The following is a 26,549-nucleotide window of genomic DNA, read 5'->3' on the forward strand; positions in this document are numbered from 1 at the left end:
GCAAATCCCTGGGAGACGGGATTGCCCGTAAATTTTAATAAGGGAATGATATCGGTGGAAAACCGCAATCAATATCTTAGACTTTTAAAACCGGTAAAAAGACAGCTCCTATTTCAGCTGATCGTTAAGGAATTCCAGGTGTTCCTTTTATCGGCTGCTGTCTTGGCCTTTTTTCTTATGATGGCTGCAAGATTTTTTGTTATCCCATTTCTCCAAAACTATCTCCTGCTGATTTTATTTCTGTCTGCTATTTATGCAGCTTTTCGAATTTGGAAGAAGCGTCCTGACATGATCCAGACTGCATCATTGTATAACACGTTTGTAGCTGAAGACAGGGTCATTACAGCCCATTCTTTCCTTCACGATGATGGCATTCTTGCAAGATTGCAGCTGGCAGATGCAGTAAAGCATATGAAAAAGGTGCATCATCAGGTTTTAGGCAGGAAGAAAACTTTCATTCTTCCTAAACCTTTTCTAATGTTTTTGTCTTTCCTAGGTCTGGCAGTTCTTTTGTACATGATTCCCGGCGAGAAAATGGAATTGGCGCTAAAACAGGAAAAAGAAATCAAGATAATTGAAGAAGCTAAAGAGAAACTTGAGAAAAAAGCTGAGAAAGAAAAGAATCCTGAAGTGAAAAAAGCATTAGAAGAAGCAAAAGACAAGATTGCAGAAAAAAAGTCAGCTGAGGAAGCTTTGAAGGAATTAGAGAAACAAACAAAAAGCTTTGAGTTGAAAGCAATTAAAGAAAAAGAAAAATCAATAGCCCTGGATAATATTAAAAATAATCTTGATAAGAGCGGGTTAGAACAATTAAGCCGAATGCTGAAAGAAAAAGATCTGGCTTCCTTTAGGGAAGAGTTTTCAAAGCTTGATAAGCAGAGAAAGGAACTTAATGAATATCAAAGAAATGCCTTGAAAGAGCTTACTGGAAGTGATGCACAGTTGTCTGAAGAAGAGCTGACAAGTCTCCTGGATCAGCTCGAAAAGGCATTGCAATCAGAAGAGCTTTTAAAACAGCTGGCTGCAGCACAGGAAGCTCTGCAGAGTTCAGGGGTTTCTTTACAGCAGCAGATGGCTGCGAATGGAATGCCCTCGGGACAGCTAGCGTTTTCGCCGCCTGGCCAGCCTGGCAGTTCAGGAAACGCCTCCAATACGCCTCAGCAGGGGCAGCAGAATAATTCAAATCAGCAAAATAATCAAAATCAAGCTGGCAATAGCTCAAACAGCAGCAATGGCAGCGGAGCGGGTTCAGGCAGCGGCTCAGGAAATGGAACCGGCTCAGGAAATGGTTCGGGATCTGGTACCGGGGCTGGCTCAGGGAATGGTTCAGGCAGCGGTCTTGGAGGAGGTGCCGGGCTCGGACAGGGGTCTAGGGAGCTGCTCACCATCCCATCTGGCATGGAAGGGAAGACGAATATTGAAAATGACAACGGCAGCCTTGGACAGGGGAAACCAGGACAACAGTTTGAAGGGGAAGGTCCTGTCTTAAAAGGGAATATCAGACCATACAGTGAAGTTTTTGGGAATTATGAAAAGGCATACAGGCAAAGTACGGACCGGTACAAGCTTCCAGCTGATTTAGAGGAAATCGTTAAAAGTTATTTTACTAGTATAGATCCTGACAAGGAGTGACTGCAATGTCGGTAACACAGGAAAAAGAACAGAAATTCGCACAAGCAGCAGATATCATTGCAAGAGTAAAAGATGAAATTCAATCATTTATAGTCGGCCAGGAAGAAGTGGTCGAACATGTACTATGGAGCATATTCTCAGGAGGGCATGTTTTGCTTGAAGGTTTGCCAGGGCTGGGTAAAACTATGCTCATTAAAACCATTGCTGAAGTACTTGATCTTAAATTTTCACGCATTCAATTCACCCCTGATATTATGCCTTCCGATATAACTGGAACCATGCTGCTTCAGCCTGATGAGGCTGGCAGGCAAACATTCAGTTTTCATAAAGGGCCCATTTTCGCCAACATCATTCTGGCAGATGAAATTAACAGGGCAACACCAAAAACACAAAGTGCCCTGCTCGAGGCAATGGGAGAAAAAACGGTCACGATTATGGGCGAAACCAAAAAGATGGAAAAGCCATTTTTTGTACTCGCAACTCAAAACCCGATTGATATGGAAGGGACTTATCCCTTGCCGGAAGCACAAACGGACCGGTTTTTATGCAAGGTGAATGTTGTGTATCCGACTAAAGAAGAATTAAAAGAAATTGCCAGGAGGACAACGGGGTCGCAAAAAATCCATTTAAATAAAGCTGCCGGATTGAAGGATGTCATTGCTCTTCAGGAGCTTTCGAGAGAAATTCTCCTATCAGATGAAATCCTGGATTATGCCGTTTGGATGGTCACTGCAACGCACCCGGATTCAGAGGGGGCACCAGAAACAGTGAAAAAGCACGTCCAATATGGGAGCGGTCCACGCGGCCTTCAGAGTCTGATAAGTATGGCAAAAGCAAGAGCCATGTGCTCCGGACGATTCCATGTATCAATAGGGGACATTAAAAACGTTGCCTATCCGGTTTTGCGGCATCGTCTTATTTTGAACTTTGAGGGAGAAGCAGCGGGTATTTCAGCGGATTCAATTATTGAAGTTTTGTTAAAAGAAACTTCCTGGGGAGCTAAGAGCTGATGAACAGCCATCAAGCTATTCTTGGAAAGCTTCAAAAACGAAAGATTGCTGCAAAGACAAGGAAAAGAGGATATCATTCAGGGTCCAGGAAATCCCATAAATTCGGATCTTCCATGGAATTCTCTGATTTCAGGGCCTATCAGCCTGGTGACGATATTCGGCAAATAGATTGGAATGTCTATGGCAGAACACAAAAACATTATATTAAACGCTTCCTGGATGAGCAGGAGCTTTCTATTGCGGTTTACCTGGATGCAACGTCTTCAATGACAAAAATCCAGCAGAAATGGGAATATGCCAAAGCGCTGGCATCAGCTTTAAGCTTTATGGTGCTTTCAAGTGAAGATCGGCTTTTCTTTTCAGCAGTTTCTTCTGCAGGCGTACAGCCTATCAAAAGGAAAGGCTCTGTTTACAGCAGGCGAACGTTCATGGAAATCCAAAAAATTGAACCTGCAGCTCAGTCCACAAACTTTCTGGGCTGTCTGAAAGAAACTCTTTCTAAACATCAGCAGCTTGCTGTAATAATAGCGGATGGCTTTGAGCCCCTTCAGGATTGGGAAAGCCTTTTTAGGAAGCTCAGGGGGTTAAAACAGGAGTTCTGGCTATTTCAGGTGCAGGCAGATGAAGAGCTTACTCCTGCATATTCTGGAGATATAAAGTTGATTGATAGTGAAATTGGGACTGCTGTAAATGTCAGCATGAGCCCTTCCATATTAGCTGAATATGAAAAGCGCCTAAAAGAACATAATGAACAGCTTGAGATTATATGCAAACGGTATGGCGGTCAGTATATCTTTGCTCCGGAAACAAGAGATCTTCAGTCCGTTCTTTTCAGGGATCTGTATGCGAAGGGGCTGGTCAGGTGAGGACACAATGCAATTCTTAAATCCTATCTATTTTGTATTAGCCATTTTCATAGGGGCAGTTATCTTATTTTATTTCTTTCGGAAGCAGTACACTGAAAAGACCGTTTCATCCAATCTGCTCTGGGAGCAGGTGCTGAACGAATGGCGGGCTTCCCCTTGGCTGAAAAATCTTCAGCAGAATCTATTATTTTGGCTGCAATTATTGGCTCTGATCTTATTGATGCTGGCCCTTGTGCGCCCATTTTGGCTTGAAGATTCTTTAAAAGGAGAACATTTAATCATCATTATAGACCCATCCGCCTCTATGTCGGCTGAACACGGAGGAAAGAGCCGTTTTGAGATGGCAAAAGAGGAAATGCTTGACCTTGCCGGCAAACTTAATGGCCATCAGGTAACCCTGATTAAAGCAGGAGAGAAAAATGAGATCCTATTAAGCCGTGAAGATGATCCAAATGCCATTCGCAGAACCATTGATGGGCTGAAACTTACTTATGAACATGAAAATATGGATAAAGCCATTCTTTTGGCAGGTTCCTTATCTTCTGGAAAAGACACAGCTCTTCATATTTTTTCAGATTCGGCTGTAAAGAATGATTTAATGGAGGAACTGGCTGGCCTATACACTGTTGCACATAATATCGGAGAGGATGCAAGGAACGTCTCGCTGCAATCGTTTGGTACAGCTGCAGCTGGTGATGGTATCTCAGCCATTGCGGTGATAGAAAACCAGTCTTCCGAAAATATAGAAACAGGTTTTACCGTCCAATTTGAGGATGAAGTCTTGTTTGAACAAAATTTATCATTGAAAGCAAATGAACAAACAACCGTCCAAATTAAAAACCTGCCTGAAAAACCTTATTATGAGGCATCCGTTTCCATTAATGACGGCTACAGAGCAGATAATTTCGCAGCCTCTATTTACACAGACCCAAAACCAAAGGTATACACAATGGGGGATGTAAATCCGTTTGCGGTGAAGGGCTTTCAAACCATAGGAGCCGAATTGCTGCAGACGGATCCAGCTGCTCTCAAAGGTTTTGAAATGAAGGGTGTGGTTGTAGCAGAAGGAAGCACATTATCGGAACTTCCAGAGCTGCCAATGATCTTTTTTAACACAGGCAAGGAAAAAACAAAACTAAAAGAGGCAATTTCGGGGGATGAGGATCCTTTATTTGAATATGCAGACTTTGGGCGTGTGTATATCAGTTCCGCTTCCGCTGCATTGAAAGGAGAATGGGAGACTGTTTTGAAAAGTGGAGACATTCCTTTAATACAGAGGGGAATGCAGAATGGACAGCCAATTATTATTGTCAATTTCGATCTATCCGACACAGATTGGCCGCTCCTGCCAGGTTTTCCGATCTTTTTGTATAACTCTTACCAGTGGTTATCCCAGCAATCAGATTTCCTTGGATATTTCAGCGCCGGAGAAGAGAGATGGATAAATATTGGCAAAGGAAATGGAAGATGGGAGATTTTCAATAATAAAGACGAAAATCTCTACTCCCTTGATCTAAACAAAGAAAACTTTAAAGCTCCTGTGATTCCCGGAACTTACCAGGCGGTATCAGGAAATCAAATTTATTATTTTTCTGTCCTTCTGGATGAAAGGGAGAAAAATGCAGAAATAGCAGAATCTTTTACAGTGAATGACAAATCATCTGAAAAAAACAGCATGATCCAAAGGCCCAACGAAAGCCTCTGGTTCTGGCTGGCTTTAATTGCTTTTATACTGATTGCTATCGAATGGGAGGTATATCGCCGTGGGCATCGAGGTTAAATATCCCTTCCTGTTTCTGTTCCTGATTCCTGCTGTCATTATGGTTTTTTTGTTTATTCGAAATCACAGAGGAAAAGGCAACGAAAAATTTTGGATTGCCAGTCTAAGACTGGTCATTTTCTCATTGTTAATTTTTGCACTAACCGTCCCGCAGGTCCTCCTTCCGGTTAAGGGGCAGACCGTCGTATATCTTGCAGACCGCTCTGCAAGCATCGGTTCAAATGATGAAGCACTTGCCTGGATAGAAAACAGTGCCAGCAAAAGGAAAAGTGAGGATCAATTTGCGGTGGCGGCTTTTGGCAAAAATGTAGTGCTTGAACAGAATTTGGGCAGGAACCGTGAAGCTATTACCGAATTTAACGGGAAAGCAGATGATTCTCAATCGAATCTGGAAGCAGGCCTGCAATTTGCCGCTTCACTCATTCCGAGGGATTCTTCTGGCAGAATTGTCTTGATGACGGACGGAAATGAAACGGCAGGCAAAAGCCTGGAGGCTGCCTCGGTTTTAAAGAATCGAAATATCGAGATTGACCATGTGCCATTAAGAACAGCAGCAGGTGACGATGTATCAATTTCAGAATTAAAGATGCCTCCATCACTTTATTTAGGAGAAGAGGCTCCGATTACAATAGAAGTTACCAGCAATATTGCCAAAGAAGCTGATATCAGATTATCTGTAAATCATAAAGAGGTTTTAAAGGAAAGCGTTCAAGTGAATGAAGGGAAAAATGTATATACCTTTACTCACAAGGCAGATACTGCAGGATTAACGGTATATAAAGCAGAGATAGCTGCTGACCAGGACACCTTCTCTGAAAACAATACACTGCATTCGGTTGTTAATGTTAAGGGAACTCCTAAGGTCCTGATCGTACAAGGGAAGGACGCGGGTGATATTGCGAATCTGTTAAAAGGTTCAGGCCTCGAGACAGACACGGTTCTCCCAGAGAAGCTTCCAACCGTTCTCTCAGGGTATTTGCAATATCAGTCGATTATTTTTAATAATGTTCCTGCAACAGTTATCTCAGAGCATCAAATGACGCTGATGGAGAAGGCAGTTAAGGAATTCGGCACTGGTTTTATTATGTTCGGCGGTGAAGAAAGCTTCGGGCTGGGGGGCTATTTTAAAACTCCGATTGAGAAATTGCTGCCGGTGGATATGGATATCAAGGGCAAGAAAGAAATGCCTTCCTTAGGCCTGGTATTAGTTATGGACCGCTCTGGAAGCATGGCCGGGAATAAAATTGAATTGGCAAAAGAAGCGGCTGTCCGATCAGTGGAACTGCTGCGTGAAGAAGATACACTCGGATTCATTGCATTTGATGACCGGCCATGGGAAATCCTTGAAACCGAGCCTCTCAAAGATAAAAAGAAGGCAATTGAAAAAATCAGATCTATAACTCCAGGCGGGGGGACAGAAATCTTTACTTCTCTGGAACAAGCCTACAGTGAGCTTGAAGAATTGCAGCTTCAGAGAAAGCATATTATTTTGCTGACAGATGGCCAATCTGCCACAAATGGAGACTATGAGCTTTTAATCGAAGGCGGGAAAGAGAAAAATATCACTCTATCAACTGTTGCACTTGGTCAGGATGCTGATAGAGGGCTTCTTGAAGATCTTGCGGGAATGGGATTAGGGCGTTTTTATGATGTTACAGACTCTTCCGTCATTCCGAGCATTTTATCACGTGAAACCGTAATGGCTACGAGAACCTATATCGAAGACAATCCATTCTTTCCAAGTGTTCAGCCCTACCCGGACTGGTCCTCACTCTTTGAAAAAGGTGTTCCGGAAATGAATGCCTATATAGCTGCTACGGCCAAGCCGCGAGCACAGGTGCCGCTGTTAAGCGAAAAAGAGGATCCTGTACTTGCTGAATGGCAATACGGAATGGGGCGGGCAGCTGCCTTTACATCCGACTCCTCGGGCAAATGGTCAGGAGATTGGGCCAGATGGGAAAAGTGGCCATCATTTATTAATCAGCTTGTCACCAAAACCCTGCCGCAATATGAAAGTGAACCATACAGGGTTGCTGTTGAGAATAAGGATGGCAATACAGTGCTCAGCCTGGAGTCTGCGGCAAGCAGATCTTTGCCAATTGAGGCATCCATCGTATCGGAAACGGGCGATCAGATAGAAGCCAATATTAGGCTTACTGCTCCAGGTAAATATGAGGCGGCAATGCCTGAAAGTGCAGGAATGTATTTTTTAAATATTAAACAGACAGATCAAAATGGGAATATACAGGTTCATCAGACTGGTTTTACTATTCCCTATACAGAAGAGTATTTGCAAAAGGGTACAAATAAAGAGCATTTGGAGACACTCTCAAAAATGACTGGCGGCAAGGAGCTGAAAAGCGGAGAAGAAGCTTTCCGACCGCTGAAAAAACCAGCCAGCACCAAACAGCCAATCAGCGAATGGCTGCTTCTCGCTGCATTCCTGATCTTTTTTTCAGAAATCGCTTTAAGGCGCTTTGGCTTAACTGCTATCGCTGCGGGAATTTTGAAGAAAAACAGAAATAAAAAGGAAAAGCCAGAGGCTCCTATTAAAATTCAAAACCTTAAAGCTTCCAGGGAAAAAAAATCTCCTTCCGTGCAGATGCCTGATAAACTTCAAGGGGGAACTACTGTAAAAGAAACACCGGAAAAAACAAAAGAAAAGAAAAAAACAAACCGGCCAAAACCTCCAGCAGAATCCTCGCCGAAAGAAAGAGAAGAACGCATGAAAAGGCTGCTGGATGCAAAAAACAGGAAAAAGTAAGTGGGATTTTTCAATAACATATGCTGGATTTAGAAAAGTATTATAGATCGCTGAACTGATTGCAGCGGAGGGACTTGACTCCTGCTCAGAGGCTCCCATTCCTCCCCGCGGAAAGCCAAGTGCCCCGTGCTGAAATCAACGGGCTAAATTATAAAGTGAAAATAAAATGAAAAATTAACCCTGTAAAGATATTTTCTTGACATGCTATGAACTTCTATGTAAACTTACTTTGTAAAGGCTTTTCACTTAACAAGGGGGAATAGGGAATGCTCGAAAAAACAACGAGGATGAACTACCTATATGATTTCTATCAATCGTTGTTAACTCCTAAGCAGAGAAGCTATATGTCCCTGTACTACCTGGATGATTTTTCGCTTGGAGAGATTGCCGAGGAATATGATGTTAGCCGGCAAGCGGTATATGACAACATTAAAAGAACAGAAGCAATGCTTGAAGAGTATGAAGAAAAGCTATTATTATTTCATAAATTTCAAGAGCGCAGCAAGCTGATTGCAGAAATAAAAGTGATGCTTCAGAAAGGCTCCCCTTCCCGAGAAGCATTGGAAGAAGCAGTGGCAGAGCTTGAGAAATTAGATTAGGAGGCGGCATATATGGCATTTGAAGGATTGGCCGACCGACTGCAAAATACAATTCAGAAGATCCGCGGAAAAGGCAAAATCAATGAAGCGGATGTAAAAGAAATGATGCGTGAAGTCCGTCTCGCCCTTTTGGAAGCGGACGTAAACTTCAAAGTCGTCAAAGAGTTTGTCAAAAAAGTCAGCGAACGTGCTGTCGGACAGGAAGTATTAAAGAGCCTGACGCCAGGACAGCAAGTCATTAAGGTTGTTAAAGAAGAATTAACGGAACTGATGGGCGGAGAGCAAAGCAAAATTGCTGTCTCCAATCGTCCCCCGACAGTCATTATGATGGTCGGTCTTCAGGGTGCCGGTAAAACGACTACAACCGGAAAGCTTGCAAACCTGCTCCGCAAAAAGTATAACCGCAATCCGATGCTGGTTGCTGCAGATATTTACCGCCCTGCGGCGATTAAACAGCTCGAAACACTTGGCAAACAGCTAAATATGCCGGTCTTCTCCCTTGGTGATCAAGTCAGTCCTGTTGAAATTGCAAAACAGGCAATCGCAAAGGCAAAAGAGGATCATCATGATTATGTTCTGATCGATACAGCAGGAAGGCTGCATGTGGATGAAGCCTTAATGGATGAGCTAAAGCAAATCAAAGAGCTTTCCAATCCAGATGAAATCTTCCTTGTTGTAGACGCCATGACTGGTCAAGATGCGGTTAATGTAGCGCAAAGCTTCAATGATCTGCTGGGTCTTACTGGGGTTGTCCTGACGAAGCTGGATGGCGATACTCGAGGCGGTGCCGCTCTATCCATTAGATCCGTAACAAACACGCCGATTAAATTCGTCGGTCTTGGGGAAAAACTGGATGCGCTTGAAGCGTTCCATCCAGAACGGATGGCGTCCCGTATATTAGGTATGGGAGATGTCCTATCCCTAATTGAAAAAGCACAGGCCAATGTGGATGAAGAAAAGGCAAAAGAGCTTGAGCAGAAGATGCGCACGGCTTCTTTCACATTCGATGATTTTTTGGATCAGCTTGGTCAGGTCCGCAGCATGGGACCGCTCGATGAGCTGCTGAAAATGATGCCTGGTGCAAACAAAATCAAAGGCTTGAATAATATCCAAATCGACGAGAAGCAAATCACTCATGTTGAAGCGATTATTAAATCGATGACGAAGGAAGAGAAAACTCACCCTGAAATCATCAATGCAAGCCGCCGCAAACGGATTGCCAAGGGAAGCGGAAGAACCGTGCCTGAAGTTAACCGTCTGCTGAAGCAATTTGAAGACATGAAAAAGATGATGAAGCAAATGGCTGGCATGCAGCAAAAAGGCAAGAAAAAAGGCGGATTTAAGCTTCCTTTTAACCCTTTTTAAGCTGTCAGCAAAGCTTTTCATAAGATGTAAAGAAAAAAACCTTTACAAACTAATTAACAATCTGATATTATACTATCATGTGTGAAACTATTCGGAGGTGCTTATTTAAAATGGCAGTAAAAATTCGTTTAAAGCGTATGGGTGCTCACAAAAACCCTTTCTATCGTATTGTTGTAGCTGATTCTCGTTCTCCTCGTGACGGACGTTTCATTGAAACAGTAGGAACTTACAACCCGGTTGCTCAACCAGCGATCGTTGAAATCAATGAAGAGTTGGCTCTTAAATGGCTTCAGACAGGTGCTAAGCCATCTGATACAGTACGCAACCTTTTCTCTAAGCAAGGCATTATGGAGAAATTCCATAACGCTAAAAACGGTAAGTAATTCATTATAAGATGAAAGAGCTTATCGAAACGATTGTTAAGCCCCTAGTTGATTTTCCGGAAGATGTTCAAGTGAATGTCCAAGAAGAGGATCAGCGCGTAACCTATCAGCTTTCCGTCAACAAGAATGACATGGGGAAAGTAATTGGGAAGCAAGGGCGCGTTGCGAAAGCAATACGGACCGTTGTCTATGCAGCAGGTTCATCAGAACAAAAGAAGATCTTTTTAGAGATCATAGAATAATTATCCTGCATTGAGCAGGGTATTACCAAAAAAAGGAGGGGCTTCCCCTCTTTTTTTTACAATCTAAAAAATCCTGCTGTTTGAACTTTATTGTCCTCTGATTTAAAATATTATTCAATCTGCTGAGTTGATTGGAGTGGAGGGGCACTTGATCCTCGAAAATGCTGACGCATTTCCTTTGTGCGGTGTAATTTCGAGGAAGCTTATCAAATTTCCTGCGGGAAGTAAGGAAAGTGAAAGACCTCACAGGCGAAGCCGAGGAGGCTCTCATCTCTCCCCGCGGAAAGCAAGTGACCCGTTCTGAAATCAGCGGGCAGAATATATAAAGTAACACAGCATTACACGAGAAAAGTTAAAATATAAACATCGCCAACTAAGAATTTGACAGCAGTCAGTAAAGCCGTTTTTTAATCGGATCAATTTGGGAGGCGCTGTACGTGAACATCATTCAATCGGTTACAGTTAAGCAGGTGCTGACAGAGAACAGCAAGAAAGAACTGCTGGAAGGCTATATGGCCAAAAAAAAGCAGCTGCAGAAAGAAAGTGATCAGCTGAGGTTTGAACTGAAAAAACAGGAAAAAACCAAAAAACTGCATCCGGCCAGTCTAAAAAAGCATTTTGAAAAGGAAATTCAAATGAGGCAGGAAAAAGTCCAGCTGCTCGATTTTCAAATAGAACAATTACATATGCTACCATTAGGAAGCGAATTAAAAGAAAAAGAAGTCCAGGCGATTATTGAGGTTCAAAAGGGTGCCCGCTGGGAAGATATAGAAAAAGGGAAAACCATCATCATAAGAGATGGAATTGTTGATGAAATACGCTAGAGGTGATAGTACATGCAGAAATGGTTCAACGTAGGAAAAATCGTGAACACCCATGGCATAAAAGGGGAAGCAAGGGTCATTTCCAAAACAGACTTTGCAGAGGAAAGGTATAAGCCGGGAAATAAACTTTATTTGTTCATGCCTGATACAAAAGGTGATCCAATTGAGCTGACAGTGAAAACTCACCGTACCCATAAAACATTCGATTTGCTTACCTTTGAAGGATACGAAAATATTAATGGGATTGAAAAAATGAAGGGCGGCATCCTGAAAATTTCGGAAGATCAGCTAGGCGATCTTGAAGAAGATGAGTTTTACTACCATGAAATCATAGGGTGTACTGTTGAAACGCTTGATGGAGCGGAAGTAGGTAAAATCAAGGAAATTCTTTCTCCTGGAGCAAATGATGTATGGGTAATCAAAGCAAAAGGCGGCAAGGAAATACTGATCCCGTATATTGAAGATGTTGTTAAGGAAGTTAATGTGAAAGACAAACTTGTGAAAATTAATGCGATAGAAGGATTGCTTTCATGATGAATATTGATGTGCTCACTCTGTTTCCTGAAATGTTTGAAGGCGTTTTTGGACATTCCATCCTAAAAAAAGCGGCTGAAAATGAAGCAGTGAATTACAACGTGGTCAACTTTAGGGAATATGCCGACAATAAGCACAAAACCGTAGATGATTATCCATATGGCGGAGGGGCGGGAATGGTTTTAAAACCCCAGCCCATATTTGATGCTGTAGATGATCTTCGCAGTAAAAGCGGGGCGTCCCCGAGGGTTATTCTCCTGTGTCCTCAAGGAGAACGCTTTACACAGAAGAAAGCTGAAGAGCTTGCTGAAATGGATCACCTGATTTTTGTTTGCGGACATTACGAGGGGTATGATGAAAGAATACGTGAACATGTGGTAACCGATGAAATTTCGATTGGTGATTTTGTCCTGACTGGAGGAGAGCTTGGAGCCATGGTCGTAATCGATAGTGTTGTCCGTTTGCTGCCAGGTGTATTGGGCAACGAAGAATCACACATAAAGGACTCTTTCAGCACAGGTTTTCTTGAACACCCTCATTACACCCGTCCAGCGGAATTCAGGGGCATTAAAGTGCCGGATGTCCTCATGTCAGGGAATCATCGCCTTGTCGACGAGTGGCGAGCCAAAGAATCCTTAAGAAGGACGTATTTAAGGCGTCCTGATCTTCTTGAGGGTGCAGAATTAACAAAAGAACAGCAAAAGTGGCTGGATGAAATTAAAAAAGAAGATAAATAACATTGAAGTTGCCGTCCAAGTATGGTATGATACTTTTTGTGACTTAGGCTGAACTTGTTCAGTTTTCGTCTGATAAAGATGTTCCGCTGCAAACATATAGGTTGTGCAAGAGCGTCTGCTGAGAGGAGTTGAAAACGATGCAAAAACTAATTGAAGAAATCACAAAAGAACAGCTTCGTACTGACCTTCCGTCTTTCCGTCCTGGTGATACTGTACGTGTACACGTAAGTATTGTTGAGGGAACTCGTGAGCGTGTTCAGGTATATGAAGGTGTTGTGATTAAGCGTCGTGGTGGTGGAATCAGCGAAACTTTCACAGTTCGTAAGATTTCTTACGGTGTAGGCGTTGAGCGTACATTCCCTGTACACACACCTAAGATTGCGAAGCTTGAAGTTATCCGCCGCGGTAAAGTCCGCCGTGCGAAACTTTACTACCTGCGTAACCTTCGCGGTAAAAAAGCTCGTATCAAAGAAATTCGATAATAAAGAAAAGAAGGAGCTTGTTAAATCAAGCTCCTTTTTCTTTCATGAAACAGCAGAATATAAATAATATTACATAAATGTTAAATAATATATAAATAAGGTTCCCATCGTGTTTATTAAGAAGAATTTTTGTAAAATAAAAAAGACAACACTTTCCATGCAGATTAATTAATGGCTTAGAAGAATGGTGGGGGATTTAATGGCGAAAAAGAAAAATGAATTATGGGAATGGACAAAAGCACTTGTAATCGCAGTCCTGTTAGCAGCAGTCATCAGATATTTTTTATTTGCTCCGATTGTGGTTGACGGCTTGTCCATGATGCCAACATTGCATGATCAGGATCGAATGATTGTTAATAAGTTCAGTTATAAGATTGGCGAGCCCGAGCGCTTCGACATCATTGTTTTCCATGCACCTGAAAACAAAGATTACATCAAAAGGGTAATAGGCCTTCCTGGAGATAAGATTGAATACAAAGATGATACTCTTTATGTAAATGGGAAAGCTTATGAAGAGCCTTACCTGGAGGAATATAAAAAGCAGGTAATCGATGGGCCGCTGACAGAGCCGTTTACTTTAAAAGAAAAGATAGGACAGGAAACAGTGCCTGAAGGCCACTTATTTGTAATGGGTGACAACCGCCGCTTCAGCAAGGACAGCCGTCACATTGGCCCTGTTCCGATGGAAGAAGTACTGGGTGATGCCGGAGTAATATACTGGCCTATAGAGGACATTCGAATCGTTGATTGATTCTTTCTTTAATAAATACATATTGGATGGAGGTGACCAGCTGTGACGATCCAGTGGTTTCCCGGCCATATGGCGAAAGCCCGCAGGCAGGTTACAGAAAAATTAAAACTGGTCGATATCATCTTTGAGCTCGTTGATGCAAGGATCCCTTATTCATCACGAAATCCGATGATCGATGAAATTATTCAGCACAAACCGCGGCTTGTTTTATTGAATAAAGCTGACATGGCTGATAAAGAAGCGACAAAAAAGTGGATCAAACATTTTGAAGATAAGGGTATAAGAGCTCTTGCGATAAACTCGCAGGCGGGACAAGGCATGAAGGAAATCGTCTCCGCATCTCAGAGTATTCTTCAGGAAAAGTTCGATCGAATGAAGGCGAAGGGTGTTAAGCCTAGAGCAATCCGGGCAATGATAGTAGGTATTCCAAACGCTGGAAAGTCTACCCTTATCAATCGCCTGGCCAAAAAGAATATAGCCAGGACAGGAAATACCCCCGGCGTTACGAAAGCCCAGCAATGGATAAAGGTAGGGAAAGAGCTGGAGCTTCTCGATACCCCTGGGATTCTATGGCCAAAATTTGAAGATCAGGAAGTAGGTCTTAAGCTTGCTCTGACTGGAGCAATAAAAGATACTATATTAAATCTTCAGGATGTTGCAGTATATGCTCTGCGCTTTCTCGGCCTCAGGTATCCAGATCGCCTGCATGAGAGATATCAGCTTGATGAAATTCCGGAGGATATTGTGGAAGTATTTGATAAAATCGGCAGGCTGCGCGGCTGCCTGATGGGCGGCGGCGAAATTGATTATGATAAGGTAACAGAGCTGGTAATCAGAGAATTCCGTTCTGAAAAATTGGGGCCAATCACTTTGGAATTGCCCGAAGAGATGGGAGTTCGGAGTGAAGCTGAATAATTTAGATGAAGACCTTCTGTTCACAGGAGGCCTTTATTTTTTTGCGGAAATGCCGATACATACATTAGATTGAAATGGAGAAGTCTATGGAAAAATTAACTATTCGTCAAATAGAAGAAAAAATCAAAACAATTAAGTCAGAGGATGACCCTTTCCTTTATTCCATAAAGCATGATGAAAGAAAAGGAGTACAGCAGCTATTAGAAAGATGGCATTCCCGAAATCTGCAGCAAAAAAAGATATATGAAAAGCATAAAGAAATGAGTCAGTATGAAGTTCGTTACCGGAGCCAGGGTTTTCAGTTTATTGCCGGAATTGATGAAGTAGGCAGGGGCCCGCTTGCAGGACCAGTGGTAGCTGCAGCAGTTATTTTGCCAGAAGACTTCTTCCTCCCGGGTTTAGATGATTCAAAAAAGGTGCCGGAGAGCAAAAGAGAAGAATTTTCTGAGATAATTAAGGCTAAGGCTGCAGCGTTCAGCGTTGGAATCATTGATCCGGAAGAAATCGACCGCATCAATATATTTGAAGCGACAAAAAAAGCAATGCTTTCAGCAATTGAAGGGCTGAGCCCAAAACCGGACTTCCTGCTTGCAGATGCCGTAAAACTATTAACTCCTTACCCAATGGAAGCTATCATTAAGGGAGATGGCAAAAGCATCTCGATTGCTGCAGCCTCTATCATAGCTAAAGTCACGAGAGACAGAATGATGGCTGAAATAGGTAAAGAGTTTCCTCAATATGGATTCGAGAAAAATATGGGCTATGGGACGAAGGAGCATCTTGAAGCCATCACACTGCATGGAATATCTCCTTATCATCGGAAAAGCTTTGCACCAATAAAAAATCTTATTAGTGAAATAGAATAGAAGGTGAAGGCATGAAGCCGTCTGATATTATCCAAAGAATAATAAGGCATGACCAGAACAATGCAGTAAAAACGGCTGCATTTATACCTGGCCAAATTGTCAGCGGAAAGATAGTAAAGCTATTTCCAAACCAGACGGCAGAGGTGCAAATTGGGTCACATAAAGCGATAGCGCAGCTGGAAATCCCTTTATCAGCCAACATCAGATATTGGTTTAAAGTTGAGCCAGGTGAGGGAATGCTGCGCTTAAAGGTAATGGAATCAGCAGACAGACCAGGTGCGGAAGCTCCGGCTGAAAGCCTTCTAAGACAGCTGGGAATGCAGTTATCCAGAGAAAATAAGATGCTTATTCAATTTTTTCTTAGAGAACAGGTTCCGATTACAGGTGAAACTCTGAAGATGGCATCTGAATGGATCAAGGAAAGCCGATCAGCTGAAGATGGACTGCGGACAGTAAAAGAGCTGTTTATAAGGCAGCTTCCCTTTTCAAAGGATGTTTTTTCAGCGATATCCTCAGTCTTGCATGGGGACTCTCTTTCATCCCTTATGGGGGAATTGCTGGATGAATTAAAGGGTGGTGGTTTATCAACTAAAGGGCAGCAAATATATTCGCTGCTTGTTGATCTGACAAAGACTTCAAGAGAAAAATGGGGTCAGCAGGCAATATACAGATTGTTTTCTGAATGGCTGAATACAAAAAACCAGGCAAGTTCACACACTGCTTTCCAGCTCCTGAAAGTATTGGGGCTGATGCCGGGTGAAACGGCCGAGGATGCGGCTTTACAGAAGCTTATGGAGGTAAGCATCCCAAATAAACCGATTAGTCATGTCCTGACGGAAATTATGAAAGCAAACGATTCCGGGAACAGGCAGGAATTTATATTGAACTTGGCAAAGCTAAATGGATTTATTGCACAAAGATCGGAAAGCAGTGGACTATCTCAAACTCTGGAAATCTTATTCAATGATATTCGAAATGGAAAGAATTCTTTTCCAGCAGAAAAGAATTTGCTTAACACCCTTTTCAAATCAGCTCTTTCCCACACATTAAATGATGATTTGGACCAATTATTGTCAGATGCTTATGGGATAAAGCAGGCTGCTGTTCAGGCGGGGAGATTACTGGCAGGTGAGAAACCTTTGGCAGCAGCGGCTCTCAATCTGCGGGAAAAGACAATGATGGAAGAACTGAAAAATAGCCTGCAAACAGAGGTTAACCTTACATATGACCAGCGGAATATTCATAGTGAATTGAAGAGAATAATCAGAACATTGGGGCTTTCTTATGAACATGACTTCATAAATTTATTAAAACATTCCGATGAAGGAGCTTCCGAAAAGCTGGATACCCTTAAACCGCTCCTGATGGGCTTTATAAATGAAGAAACTTCGCACATAGCTAAAGATGCAGCTGAACGGCTTCTGCATAAATTAACCGGCTTTCAGGCTCTCTCGCAGGAATCCGGCCCATTGCAGCACTATATTTTTCAGCTTCCTGTTTCTTTATGGGGGAAAATCTCCGATTTGACAATGCAATGGAGCGGCCGCAAAACGGAAGAGGGGAAAATTGATCCCAGCCATTGCCGGGTTATATTTTATTTGAATTTAGAGCATCTGAATGAAACTATTGTCGATCTTCAAGTTCAAAACAGAATTATTAAAATTTCAGTTATTAATGAGCACAAAGAAATAAAGGATTTAACAGCTCCATTTGCCGCTGAACTAAAAGAAAATCTATTAAAATTAAATTATAAGCTGTCCTCTGTTTCAGTCCAAAAGCCGGAGTCTGCAGGGGAGTCACCTATTGGAAAAGATACAATGACATCGATTGTGCAATCAATTCAATTTAGCGGAGTAGATATAAGGATATGAAAAAAGTTCATGATCAAAAAAGGAAAGAAGCGGTAGCATTAACCTATGATCCTGTGAATCAGGGAGCACCAAGGATATCCGCAAAGGGGAAGGGACTGGTTGCTGAAAATATCCTTGTGAAGGCTAAGGAACATGATATTCCGGTTCAGGAAGATCCTGCTCTTGTAGAGCTTCTTGGCAAGCTTAACATCAATGAGGGTATACCGGAAGAACTATATCAGGCTGTTGCTGAGGTGTTTGTTTTTATCTACAGGGCTGATCAGGAAGCCGGGAAGAGGGAAAATGAAGAATAATCTATTCTGGTAAACCAATATGGTTTATTCTCAGTAATTCAATTCGAAGGGATGACACCGGGATTTTACTTGAGTCTAATAAAAAAGAAAACTGTCGAAAAGGCAGTTTTTCTTTATTTTAAAAAAATAATTTTAAAATAAAATAAGTGTAAAACATCTATTATGACAGGGTTTCTGCACTTTTTAATATTTTTAATTTTTAAAGAAATATAATATTTTAGAGTAAATGGTAGACAAGGGTTGTGTCATTTTATAAAATGAAAGCGCAGTTATTTTTTTGAAGAGTTAGATAGGAGGATGGGAAATGAATATACATGAGTATCAAGGTAAAGAAGTCCTCAGACAATACGGGGTCGCAGTTCCGAACGGAAAAGTGGCATTTACAGTAGAAGAAGCTGTTGAAGCTGCTAAAGAACTTGGCACTGAGGTATGTGTGGTAAAAGCACAAATCCACGCCGGAGGACGCGGTAAAGCTGGCGGTGTAAAAGTTGCCAAAAATCTTGACGAAGTTCGTACATATGCAAGTGAAATCCTGGGGAAAACACTTGTTACACATCAAACAGGCCCGGAAGGCAAGGAAGTAAAGCGTTTACTGATTGAAGAGGGCTGTGACATTAAGAAGGAATATTATGTTGGTCTAGTCTTGGACCGCGCAACGTCACGCGTAGTTTTAATGGCTTCTGAAGAGGGCGGCACAGAAATCGAAGAAGTAGCTGAACAGACGCCTGAAAAAATCTTCAAGGAAGAAATTGATCCTGTGCTTGGTTTAACAGCATTCCAGGCGCGCAGAATCGCTTTTAATATCAATATCCCATCAAAGCTTGTCGGACAAGCTGTTAAATTCATGATGGGCTTATACAGAGCTTACATTGAAAAAGATTGCTCTATCGCTGAAATCAATCCATTAGTAGTAACTGGAGACGGCAAGGTAATGGCTCTGGATGCAAAGCTGAACTTTGATGGAAATGCTCTTTACCGTCAAAAGGACATCATGGCTCTTCGTGACCTTGAAGAAGAGGATGCAAAGGAAATCGAAGCATCCAAATATGACCTGAGCTATATTTCCCTTGATGGAAATATCGGCTGCATGGTTAACGGTGCAGGATTGGCGATGGCTACTATGGATATCGTCAAACACTATGGCGGAGACCCGGCCAATTTCCTTGATGTTGGGGGCGGTGCAACTGCTGAAAAGGTTACTGAAGCTTTCAAAATCATCCTTTCTGATAAAAACGTAAAAGGTATTTTTGTTAATATCTTTGGCGGAATCATGAAGTGCGACGTCATCGCCACTGGCGTAGTGGAAGCAGCGAAGCAAGTAGGCTTGACTGTGCCTTTAGTTGTACGTCTGGAAGGTACAAATGTTGAATTGGGCAAGAAGATCCTTGCTGAATCCGATATCGATATCATTGCGGCTGAATCAATGGCTGACGGCGCACAAAAAATCGTTTCTTTAGTAGGCTAGGAATCAAAAATGAGCGGCCGTTCAGTGTCTAAGGCATTTGGGGGGATCCATTTTGCTTATGACCTTTGAGTACAGAATGGCACTCTTTAGACCAGAAAGGAGAATTAACGTGAGCGTATTTATTAATAAAGATACTAAAGTTATAGTTCAAGGGATTACTGGTTCAACAGCCCTTTTCCATACTAAGCAAATGCTTGAATACGGAACGCAAATTGTCGGCGGTGTAACTCCTGGTAAAGGCGGTACTGAAGTAGAAGGTGTTCCTGTCTTCAATACTGTGGAGGAAGCAGTTAAGGCTACAGGTGCCAATGCCTCCGTTATCTATGTTCCAGCTCCATTTGCTGCAGATGCTATTCTTGAGGCGGTAGATGCAGAATTGGATCTTGCCATTTGTATCACCGAGCATATTCCTGTATTGGATATGGTTAAAGTTAAGCGTTATATGGAAGGCAAGAAGACTCGCCTTGTAGGTCCTAACTGCCCTGGTGTTATTACTCCTGATGAGTGTAAGATCGGCATTATGCCTGGATATATCCATACTAAAGGTCATGTTGGGGTTGTTTCCCGTTCTGGAACATTGACATATGAAGCGGTACACCAGCTGTCACAGGCTGGAATCGGCCAGTCCACTGCTGTTGGTATCGGCGGAGACCCGGTTAACGGAACAAACTTCATTGATGTATTAAAAGCATTTAATGAAGATCCAGAAACTTATGCTGTAATCATGATTGGTGAAATCGGCGGAACAGCTGAAGAAGAAGCTGCAGAGTGGGTTAAAGCAAACATGACTAAGCCTGTTGTAGGCTTCATCGGCGGTCGCACTGCACCTCCAGGTAAGCGTATGGGCCATGCCGGCGCAATTATTTCAGGAGGCAAAGGAACAGCTGATGAAAAAATCCGTGTTATGAATGAATGCGGTATTCAAGTAGCAGATACTCCATCCGTAATGGGTGAAACCCTGATAAAGGTTTTAAAAGAAAAAGGCCTTTATGATCAGTGTAAAACTCATTAATCCTATTTAAATAACTTAAGAGTAGTCCCTCTGTTTGAGGGACTATTTCTGCATTGCCAAATCGGTTTATCCCCGCACATACCCCGCTTTATAAAAAAATTCAGGAGGCTCCCCATGAATGAATTTAATATGAGGCTCACCCATCTCCATCATTGCAGAGGAATGAGCTGGAAGATGATTTATAACATTCTTAAGAAAGATCCCCAATTAAATTGTATGTATAATCATACCCTTTTTCGAATAATACCCCAGTTATTCACCACCAAAGATTCTCTTTCAAATGTACTCCAAGATCTTCATTCAGATCAAATCCAGGAACAAATTCGCCAATATTCACCAAATGGCATTAAAACCATTACAATTTTTGATAAGGAATATCCGATTCTATTAAAAGAAACGTATCAGCCGCCATGGGTTATTTATGCAAGAGGTGATATCAGTCTTCTGAATAGCGGAACTCACCTGGCCGTTGTCGGTTCCAGACAGGCAACAGAGTATGGAGAAAAAGCCATTCAATACATGTTTCCAAAGCTTATCGAAAAAGGAGTTATTATTGTAAGCGGGCTGGCAGCTGGTATTGATGCCATTGCGCATAAGGAAGCAATCAAAAATAAAGGGAAAACAATTGGTGTCATAGCTGGCGGGCTGTTCCATATTTATCCTCAGGCTAATCAAAGGCTAGCATATGAAATGATGAAAAATCAGCTGGTTATTTCTGAATATCCGCCAGCCACAAGACCCTCGAGATGGCAGTTTCCAATGAGAAACCGAATCATCAGCGGCATTAGCAGAGGCACATTGATAATCCAGGCTAAAAGCAAAAGCGGCTCTCTTATTACAGCAAATTATGCGGTTCATGAAGGAAGAGAAGTCTTTGCAGTCCCTGGAAATATCTTTAGCCCATTCTCTGGGGGAACTAATGAATTAATTCAGCAAGGCGCTAAATTGGTAAAATCAGCTGAGGAGATCTTAGAAGAATTCCTTTACTAATCAGGAAAATGAAATAGGAGCCTTGCTATAGATTAAGTGCTCCTTTTTCTTACTTCAGCTCATTTTAAATGTGTTAATTTAAAGGATTTTTTACAAAAAGGTTGAAATTCTATTAAAACTGTTATACATTTTGCAACAGGTATTATGGAAAGAAAAAGTCTGCTTCTTTATTCGCTTTAGAATATTTTCTTGGAAACGGTTGCGGAAATATTCCGCTTAAGTTTGACAAACTTGAATAGAATGTAGAATAATAATGAATATTTCAATACTCAAGCAGTAAAGCTGATGATATCAGCAAGCTGGCGAAGAATAAGCAATATTACTTCAATTATGCTATAAGACACTTAAGCCGCTCCTCAGGATGTAAATATCCAACCCAGAGGCTGTTTAATATAGGTTATTGATAAATGAAAGCAGGCAAGTTTAGCATGTAAAAAATGCAGCATTCAAAGATGATTTTGCCTGAATGTTTAAAAATCCCTCTCAAGGAGGACTACTGATGTCAGAGTTTCTTGTAATCGTTGAGTCACCTGCAAAGGCAAAAACGATTGAGCGTTATTTAGGAAAAAAATATAAAGTTAAAGCTTCCATGGGACATGTCAGGGATCTTCCTAAAAGCCAAATGGGCATAGATGTGGAAAATAATTTTGAACCAAAATACATAACCATTCGTGGAAAGGGCCCAGTTTTAAAGGAACTTAAGTCAGCGGCCAAAAAAGCCAAGAAAATTTATCTCGCGGCTGACCCCGACAGAGAAGGGGAAGCAATTGCATGGCATCTGGCACATAGCCTGGACATGGACGTTACTTCGGACTGCCGTGTTGTTTTTAATGAAATTACGAAAGATGCCATTAAAGAATCCTTTAAGCATCCAAGGCCAATCAACATGGATCTTGTTGATGCCCAGCAGGCAAGACGGATGCTTGATCGGTTAGTCGGTTATAATATCAGCCCATTATTATGGAAGAAAGTGAAAAAAGGATTAAGTGCGGGCAGAGTACAGTCTGTTGCAGTCCGTTTGATTATCGACCGCGAAAAGGAAATTAAGGACTTTATACCAGAAGAGTACTGGTCCATTGACGGAGAGTTCCTAAAAGGAAAAACAGCCTTTGATGCAGCTTTTTACGGGCTGGAGAATGAAAAAGTGGAATTGAAGTCTGAAAGCGATGTTCAAAATATATTAAGTAAAATGAAGGGCAATAAATTTAAGGTGGCATCGGTTACCAAGAAGGAAAGAAAGCGGAATCCTGCCGCCCCTTTTACTACGTCCTCACTTCAGCAGGAAGCTGCAAGGAAATTAAATTTCCGTGCCAAGAAAACCATGATGCTTGCACAGCAGCTTTATGAGGGAATTGACCTCGGCAAAGAAGGAACTGTTGGTTTAATTACTTATATGAGAACTGATTCAACACGCATATCTGAAATTGCGCAAAATGAAGCAGCAGATTATATTCAAAATTCTTACGGAAAAGAATTCCTGCAGGGTGAAAAGAAAAAAGAAAAGAAAAACAGCAACGCCCAGGATGCCCATGAGGCCATCCGCCCGACAAGCACACTAAGGTCGCCTGCAAGTTTAAAAGAATACTTGTCGCGTGATCAGCTTCGATTATACAGGCTCATTTGGGAACGCTTTGTTGCAAGCCAAATGGCACCAGCTGTTATGGACACAATGAGTGTAGATTTAAAGAATGGAGAAGTGATCTTCAGGGCAACAGGCTCAAAAGTGAAGTTCCCTGGATTTATGAAAGTCTATGTTGAAGGTACAGATGATCAGTCAGAGGAAAAAGATAATATGCTCCCAGACCTAAGAGAAGGGGATGAAGTCCTTAAAAAAGACATCGAACCCAAACAGCACTTCACTCAGCCTCCTCCAAGGTATACTGAGGCGAGGCTGGTAAAAACACTTGAAGAACAGGGAATTGGGCGGCCATCCACTTTTGCTCCGACTCTTGACACAATTCAAAAACGGGGTTATGTTGCTCTGGACAACAAACGTTTTATTCCGACTGAACTGGGGGAAATTGTTCTTGAGCTGATCATGGAATTCTTCCCTGAAATCCTTGATATCGAGTTTACAGCAAAGATGGAAAAGGACCTGGACTATGTTGAAGAAGGCAAGGTCAATTGGGTACAGATCATTGATGAATTCTATAAAGATTTTGAAAAGAATCTTGAGATAGCGGAAAAAGAAATGCAGGAAGTAGAAATTAAGGATGAACCTGCAGGTGAAGATTGTGAGCAATGCGGAAATCCAATGGTGTTCAAGATGGGGCGCTATGGAAAATTCATGGCATGCAGCAATTTCCCTGACTGCCGCAATACCAAACCAATTGTAAAGGATATTGGTGTGAAGTGTCCGAAGTGCAAAGAAGGAAATATTATAGAAAGAAAAAGCAAAAAACGCAGGATCTTCTACGGCTGTGACAGATTCCCTGAATGTGACTTTATTTCATGGGATAAGCCGCTGCCAAGAAGCTGTCCTAAATGCGATAACCTTCTAGTTGAGAAAAAACTCAAAAAAGGTGTCCAGGTTCAGTGTGTTGAATGCGACTATAAGGAAGAAAAGCAAAGTTAAGGGTGGGCTTAAATGCTCACTCTTTTCTATTGCGGGATGTGTATCCAGAATACTTCCAGCCGGTGTATTCCTTTTGGTTTGTTTCAAAGTATATTAGCTTCAAATCGTTCACGAAACTTTTTTATTTTTAAATCGTATTGTAAAATGGCAAAATGAATAAGAACAGGGTAAAGTAAGAGAGACTGTTTTTAAAAAATATAAATTAATCATGACATCGTCATCATAAGTATATATGGAGGTTCATTTTATGAAAGATACAGCAGTAAATGTAATAGGAGCGGGATTAGCAGGCAGTGAGGCCGCGTGGCAGCTGGCCAGCAGGGGAATAAAAGTAAAGCTCTATGAAATGAGGCCAGTAAGGCAGACTCCTGCCCACCACACAGATAAATTTGCAGAACTTGTCTGCAGCAACTCTCTGCGTGCAAATACTTTAACAAATGCAGTTGGTGTATTAAAAGAAGAAATGCGGAAGCTGAATTCTGTTATCATTCATTCAGCTGACAGCAGTGCCGTTCCTGCTGGGGGCGCATTGGCAGTTGACCGGCATGATTTTGCCGCTCGTGTTACAGAGCAAGTCAAAAATCATCCGAATGTAACGGTAATCAACGAAGAAGTGACAGATATTCCGGAAGGGCCAACTGTAATTGCTACTGGACCGCTGACAAGTGAAGCCCTATCCGGAAAATTAAAAGAGCTGTCCGGAGAAGATTATTTATATTTTTATGATGCGGCTGCTCCAATATTAGAAAAAGACTCAATCGATATGAATAAAGTTTATTTGAAATCACGGTATGATAAGGGAGAAGCGGCATATTTGAATTGCCCTATGACAGAAGAAGAATTCGACCGTTTTTATGAGGCTCTTACCACGGCCGAAACAGTTCCATTAAAGGAATTTGAAAAGGAAATCTTTTTCGAGGGCTGTATGCCAATAGAGGTCATGGCAAACAGGGGAAAGAAAACAATGCTCTTTGGCCCGATGAAGCCGGTAGGTTTAGAAGATCCGAAAACAGGAAAAAGGCCATATGCAGTTGTTCAGCTTCGACAGGATGATGCTGCCGGAACTCTTTATAATATTGTAGGTTTCCAGACACATTTGAAATGGGGGCCGCAAAAAGAAGTAATACGCTTGATTCCTGGTCTCGAAAATGCTGAAATAGTAAGGTATGGCGTTATGCACCGGAATACATTTATCAACTCTCCAAAAGTTCTGCGCGCAACATATCAATTCAAGAACCGGGATGATTTGTTCTTTGCAGGGCAAATGACAGGGGTTGAAGGGTATGTTGAATCTGCTGCCAGCGGACTTGTGGCAGGCATCAATGCTGCAAGGCTTGTTAAAGGAGAAGATCCTATAGAGTTTCCTCATGAGACAGCGATTGGAAGCATGGCGCGTTATATTACCACTGCTAACCCGAAAAGTTTCCAGCCAATGAACGCTAATTTTGGTTTGTTTCCTGAACTTCCTGAAAAAATCAGAGGAAAAAAAGAAAGAAATGAGAAGCATGCGGAGAGAGCATTAGGAACAATTCAGAACTTTGTGAAAAATTTGTAAATTATGTTGCGTTGGGCTGCTGAGTTGTGATACTATTTAGTAGCCCTTGCGAGGTGAACATTTAATGTCTGAAAATGTGAACGTTTCTTTAAAGTTGTTTATTGAATATTTACAAATTGAGAAAAATTATTCACAATATACTATTGAGCATTACCAGCATGATATTAGTGAATTTTTTATGTTCATGGCTGAACAAGCCATTGCTGATTTAACCAAAGTCGCATATCAGGATGTCAGGATATATCTTACTGAACTTTACGATAAAAAAATGTCCCGTAAGTCAGTTGCCAGGAAAATATCAAGCTTAAGGAGCTTTTTTAAATTTTTGCTCAGAGAAGAAAAAGTCGCTGAAAATCCTTTTGCACTTGTTTCGATTCCGAAAGCGCAGAAAAAGCTGCCGGAATTTTTCTATGAGGCGGAAATGATGCAGCTTTTCAATGCTTGTGAAGCCAGCACTCCTCTAGGGCAAAGAAATAAGGCACTTCTTGAACTATTGTATGCAACCGGCATCCGCGTCAGCGAGTGCAGCCAAATCCGCTTAAAAGACCTGGATATGTATCTATCAACGGTTCTAGTCCGCGGCAAGGGCAGTAAAGAGCGGTATGTCCCTTTCGGAAGCTTTGCCCAGGATGCACTTGACACATACATAAACCATGGACGTAAAAAATTGCTTGCCAATGGGAACGTGCAGGAAAATTTGTTTCTGAATGCCCGGGGTGGTCCGCTTACAGCAAGGGGAATCAGGACTATACTGGATAGAATAATCGAGAAATCCTCCTTAACAGGCAAAATTCATCCCCATATGCTTCGCCACACATTTGCGACGCATTTAATGGCAAATGGGGCTGATATGAGAACAGTTCAGGAATTACTTGGACACGCATTTCTATCATCAACCCAGGTATATACACATGTTACGAATGAATACTTGAAAAAAACTTATATGGCCCATCATCCGCGGGCTTAGCAAAAGAAAGTCAATACCAACTAGTCTGCAGAAAAAAATCAAAGGCAATATGCTCCAAAGGAGGAGTCTTT

General features: G+C 41.9%; 24 protein-coding genes. All 24 read left to right on the forward strand.

Annotated elements, in window-relative coordinates; genetic code table 11:
• The first annotated feature begins 45 nt into the window (after positions 1–45).
• Positions 46–1,632: a hypothetical protein gene (locus A361_RS09545; protein WP_236888014.1), complete on the forward strand. Its 1,587-nt coding sequence runs from the start codon at positions 46–48 to the stop codon at positions 1,630–1,632.
• 5 nt (positions 1,633–1,637) lie between these two features.
• Positions 1,638–2,642, forward strand: a complete 1,005-nt coding sequence (locus A361_RS09550) for an AAA family ATPase (protein ID WP_019381752.1) — start codon at positions 1,638–1,640, stop codon at positions 2,640–2,642.
• Positions 2,642–3,508: a DUF58 domain-containing protein gene (locus A361_RS09555; protein WP_019381753.1), complete on the forward strand. Its 867-nt coding sequence runs from the start codon at positions 2,642–2,644 to the stop codon at positions 3,506–3,508. The genes A361_RS09550 and A361_RS09555 overlap by 1 nt, the downstream gene beginning before the upstream one ends.
• 7 nt (positions 3,509–3,515) lie before the next feature.
• A complete protein-coding gene (locus A361_RS09560) occupies positions 3,516–5,288 on the forward strand; it encodes a vWA domain-containing protein (RefSeq protein ID WP_019381754.1) in 1,773 nt (590 codons plus the stop codon).
• On the forward strand, positions 5,272–8,052 hold the full coding sequence (locus tag A361_RS09565) for a VWA domain-containing protein (RefSeq protein WP_019381755.1): 2,781 nt from the start codon (positions 5,272–5,274) through the stop codon (positions 8,050–8,052). Before A361_RS09560 ends, A361_RS09565 begins: the two co-directional genes overlap by 17 nt.
• Positions 8,053–8,318: 266 nt before the next feature.
• Entirely contained in the window at positions 8,319–8,651 is a 333-nt protein-coding gene (locus A361_RS09570; protein ID WP_019381756.1) for a putative DNA-binding protein, read from the forward strand.
• A 12-nt stretch (positions 8,652–8,663) separates the two neighbouring features.
• Complete coding sequence (gene ffh / locus A361_RS09575; RefSeq protein WP_009330785.1) at positions 8,664–10,016, forward strand: signal recognition particle protein; 1,353 nt, start codon at positions 8,664–8,666, stop codon at positions 10,014–10,016.
• 110 nt (positions 10,017–10,126) lie between these two features.
• A complete protein-coding gene (gene rpsP / locus A361_RS09580; RefSeq protein ID WP_009330784.1) occupies positions 10,127–10,399 on the forward strand; it encodes a 30S ribosomal protein S16 in 273 nt (90 codons plus the stop codon).
• A gap of 11 nt (positions 10,400–10,410) precedes the next feature.
• Positions 10,411–10,641 carry a KH domain-containing protein gene (locus tag A361_RS09585; RefSeq protein WP_009330783.1) on the forward strand — a complete coding sequence of 77 codons (231 nt, stop codon included), beginning with the start codon at positions 10,411–10,413 and terminating at the stop codon, positions 10,639–10,641.
• A 437-nt stretch (positions 10,642–11,078) separates the two neighbouring features.
• The gene (locus A361_RS09590; protein ID WP_019381758.1) at positions 11,079–11,465 is read left to right on the forward strand and encodes a YlqD family protein; all 387 of its coding nucleotides are present in this window, start codon (positions 11,079–11,081) and stop codon (positions 11,463–11,465) included.
• A 12-nt stretch (positions 11,466–11,477) separates the two neighbouring features.
• Positions 11,478–11,999, forward strand: coding sequence for a ribosome maturation factor RimM (gene rimM / locus A361_RS09595; RefSeq protein ID WP_009330781.1), 522 nt, complete (start codon positions 11,478–11,480; stop codon positions 11,997–11,999).
• On the forward strand, positions 11,999–12,736 hold the full coding sequence (trmD, locus tag A361_RS09600) for a tRNA (guanosine(37)-N1)-methyltransferase TrmD (RefSeq protein ID WP_026041703.1): 738 nt from the start codon (positions 11,999–12,001) through the stop codon (positions 12,734–12,736). The genes rimM and trmD overlap by 1 nt, the downstream gene beginning before the upstream one ends.
• Before the next feature lie 137 nt (positions 12,737–12,873).
• Complete coding sequence (rplS, locus tag A361_RS09605) at positions 12,874–13,218, forward strand: 50S ribosomal protein L19 (protein WP_009330779.1); 345 nt, start codon at positions 12,874–12,876, stop codon at positions 13,216–13,218.
• 199 nt (positions 13,219–13,417) lie between these two features.
• Positions 13,418–13,969 (forward strand): signal peptidase I, encoded by a 552-nt coding sequence (gene lepB, locus A361_RS09610; RefSeq protein WP_009330778.1) that lies wholly within the window; start codon positions 13,418–13,420, stop codon positions 13,967–13,969.
• A gap of 42 nt (positions 13,970–14,011) precedes the next feature.
• Positions 14,012–14,884, forward strand: coding sequence for a ribosome biogenesis GTPase YlqF (gene ylqF, locus A361_RS09615; protein WP_009330777.1), 873 nt, complete (start codon positions 14,012–14,014; stop codon positions 14,882–14,884).
• A gap of 86 nt (positions 14,885–14,970) precedes the next feature.
• A complete protein-coding gene (locus tag A361_RS09620) occupies positions 14,971–15,750 on the forward strand; it encodes a ribonuclease HII (protein ID WP_009330776.1) in 780 nt (259 codons plus the stop codon).
• An 11-nt stretch (positions 15,751–15,761) separates the two neighbouring features.
• Positions 15,762–17,621, forward strand: coding sequence for a hypothetical protein (locus tag A361_RS09625; RefSeq protein ID WP_019381759.1), 1,860 nt, complete (start codon positions 15,762–15,764; stop codon positions 17,619–17,621).
• Positions 17,618–17,914, forward strand: coding sequence for an EscU/YscU/HrcU family type III secretion system export apparatus switch protein (locus A361_RS09630; protein ID WP_009330774.1), 297 nt, complete (start codon positions 17,618–17,620; stop codon positions 17,912–17,914). The genes A361_RS09625 and A361_RS09630 overlap by 4 nt, the downstream gene beginning before the upstream one ends.
• Before the next feature lie 304 nt (positions 17,915–18,218).
• Positions 18,219–19,379, forward strand: a complete 1,161-nt coding sequence (gene sucC, locus A361_RS09635) for an ADP-forming succinate--CoA ligase subunit beta (RefSeq protein WP_009330773.1) — start codon at positions 18,219–18,221, stop codon at positions 19,377–19,379.
• Between the two features lie 109 nt (positions 19,380–19,488).
• Positions 19,489–20,391 carry a succinate--CoA ligase subunit alpha gene (gene sucD / locus A361_RS09640; RefSeq protein ID WP_009330772.1) on the forward strand — a complete coding sequence of 301 codons (903 nt, stop codon included), beginning with the start codon at positions 19,489–19,491 and terminating at the stop codon, positions 20,389–20,391.
• A 114-nt stretch (positions 20,392–20,505) separates the two neighbouring features.
• On the forward strand, positions 20,506–21,381 hold the full coding sequence (gene dprA / locus A361_RS09645) for a DNA-processing protein DprA (RefSeq protein ID WP_009330771.1): 876 nt from the start codon (positions 20,506–20,508) through the stop codon (positions 21,379–21,381).
• Positions 21,382–21,880: 499 nt separating this feature from the next.
• Positions 21,881–23,956, forward strand: coding sequence for a type I DNA topoisomerase (gene topA, locus A361_RS09650; protein WP_009330770.1), 2,076 nt, complete (start codon positions 21,881–21,883; stop codon positions 23,954–23,956).
• A 247-nt stretch (positions 23,957–24,203) separates the two neighbouring features.
• Positions 24,204–25,511, forward strand: a complete 1,308-nt coding sequence (gene trmFO, locus A361_RS09655) for an FADH(2)-oxidizing methylenetetrahydrofolate--tRNA-(uracil(54)-C(5))-methyltransferase TrmFO (RefSeq protein WP_009330769.1) — start codon at positions 24,204–24,206, stop codon at positions 25,509–25,511.
• 64 nt (positions 25,512–25,575) lie between these two features.
• Positions 25,576–26,478 (forward strand): tyrosine recombinase XerC, encoded by a 903-nt coding sequence (xerC, locus tag A361_RS09660; RefSeq protein ID WP_019381760.1) that lies wholly within the window; start codon positions 25,576–25,578, stop codon positions 26,476–26,478.
• The last annotated feature ends 71 nt before the right edge of the window (positions 26,479–26,549 follow it).

Origin of the sequence: Cytobacillus oceanisediminis 2691 (genome assembly GCF_000294775.2) — a bacterium.
Taxonomy (GTDB): domain Bacteria; phylum Bacillota; class Bacilli; order Bacillales; family Cytobacillaceae; genus Cytobacillus; species Cytobacillus pseudoceanisediminis.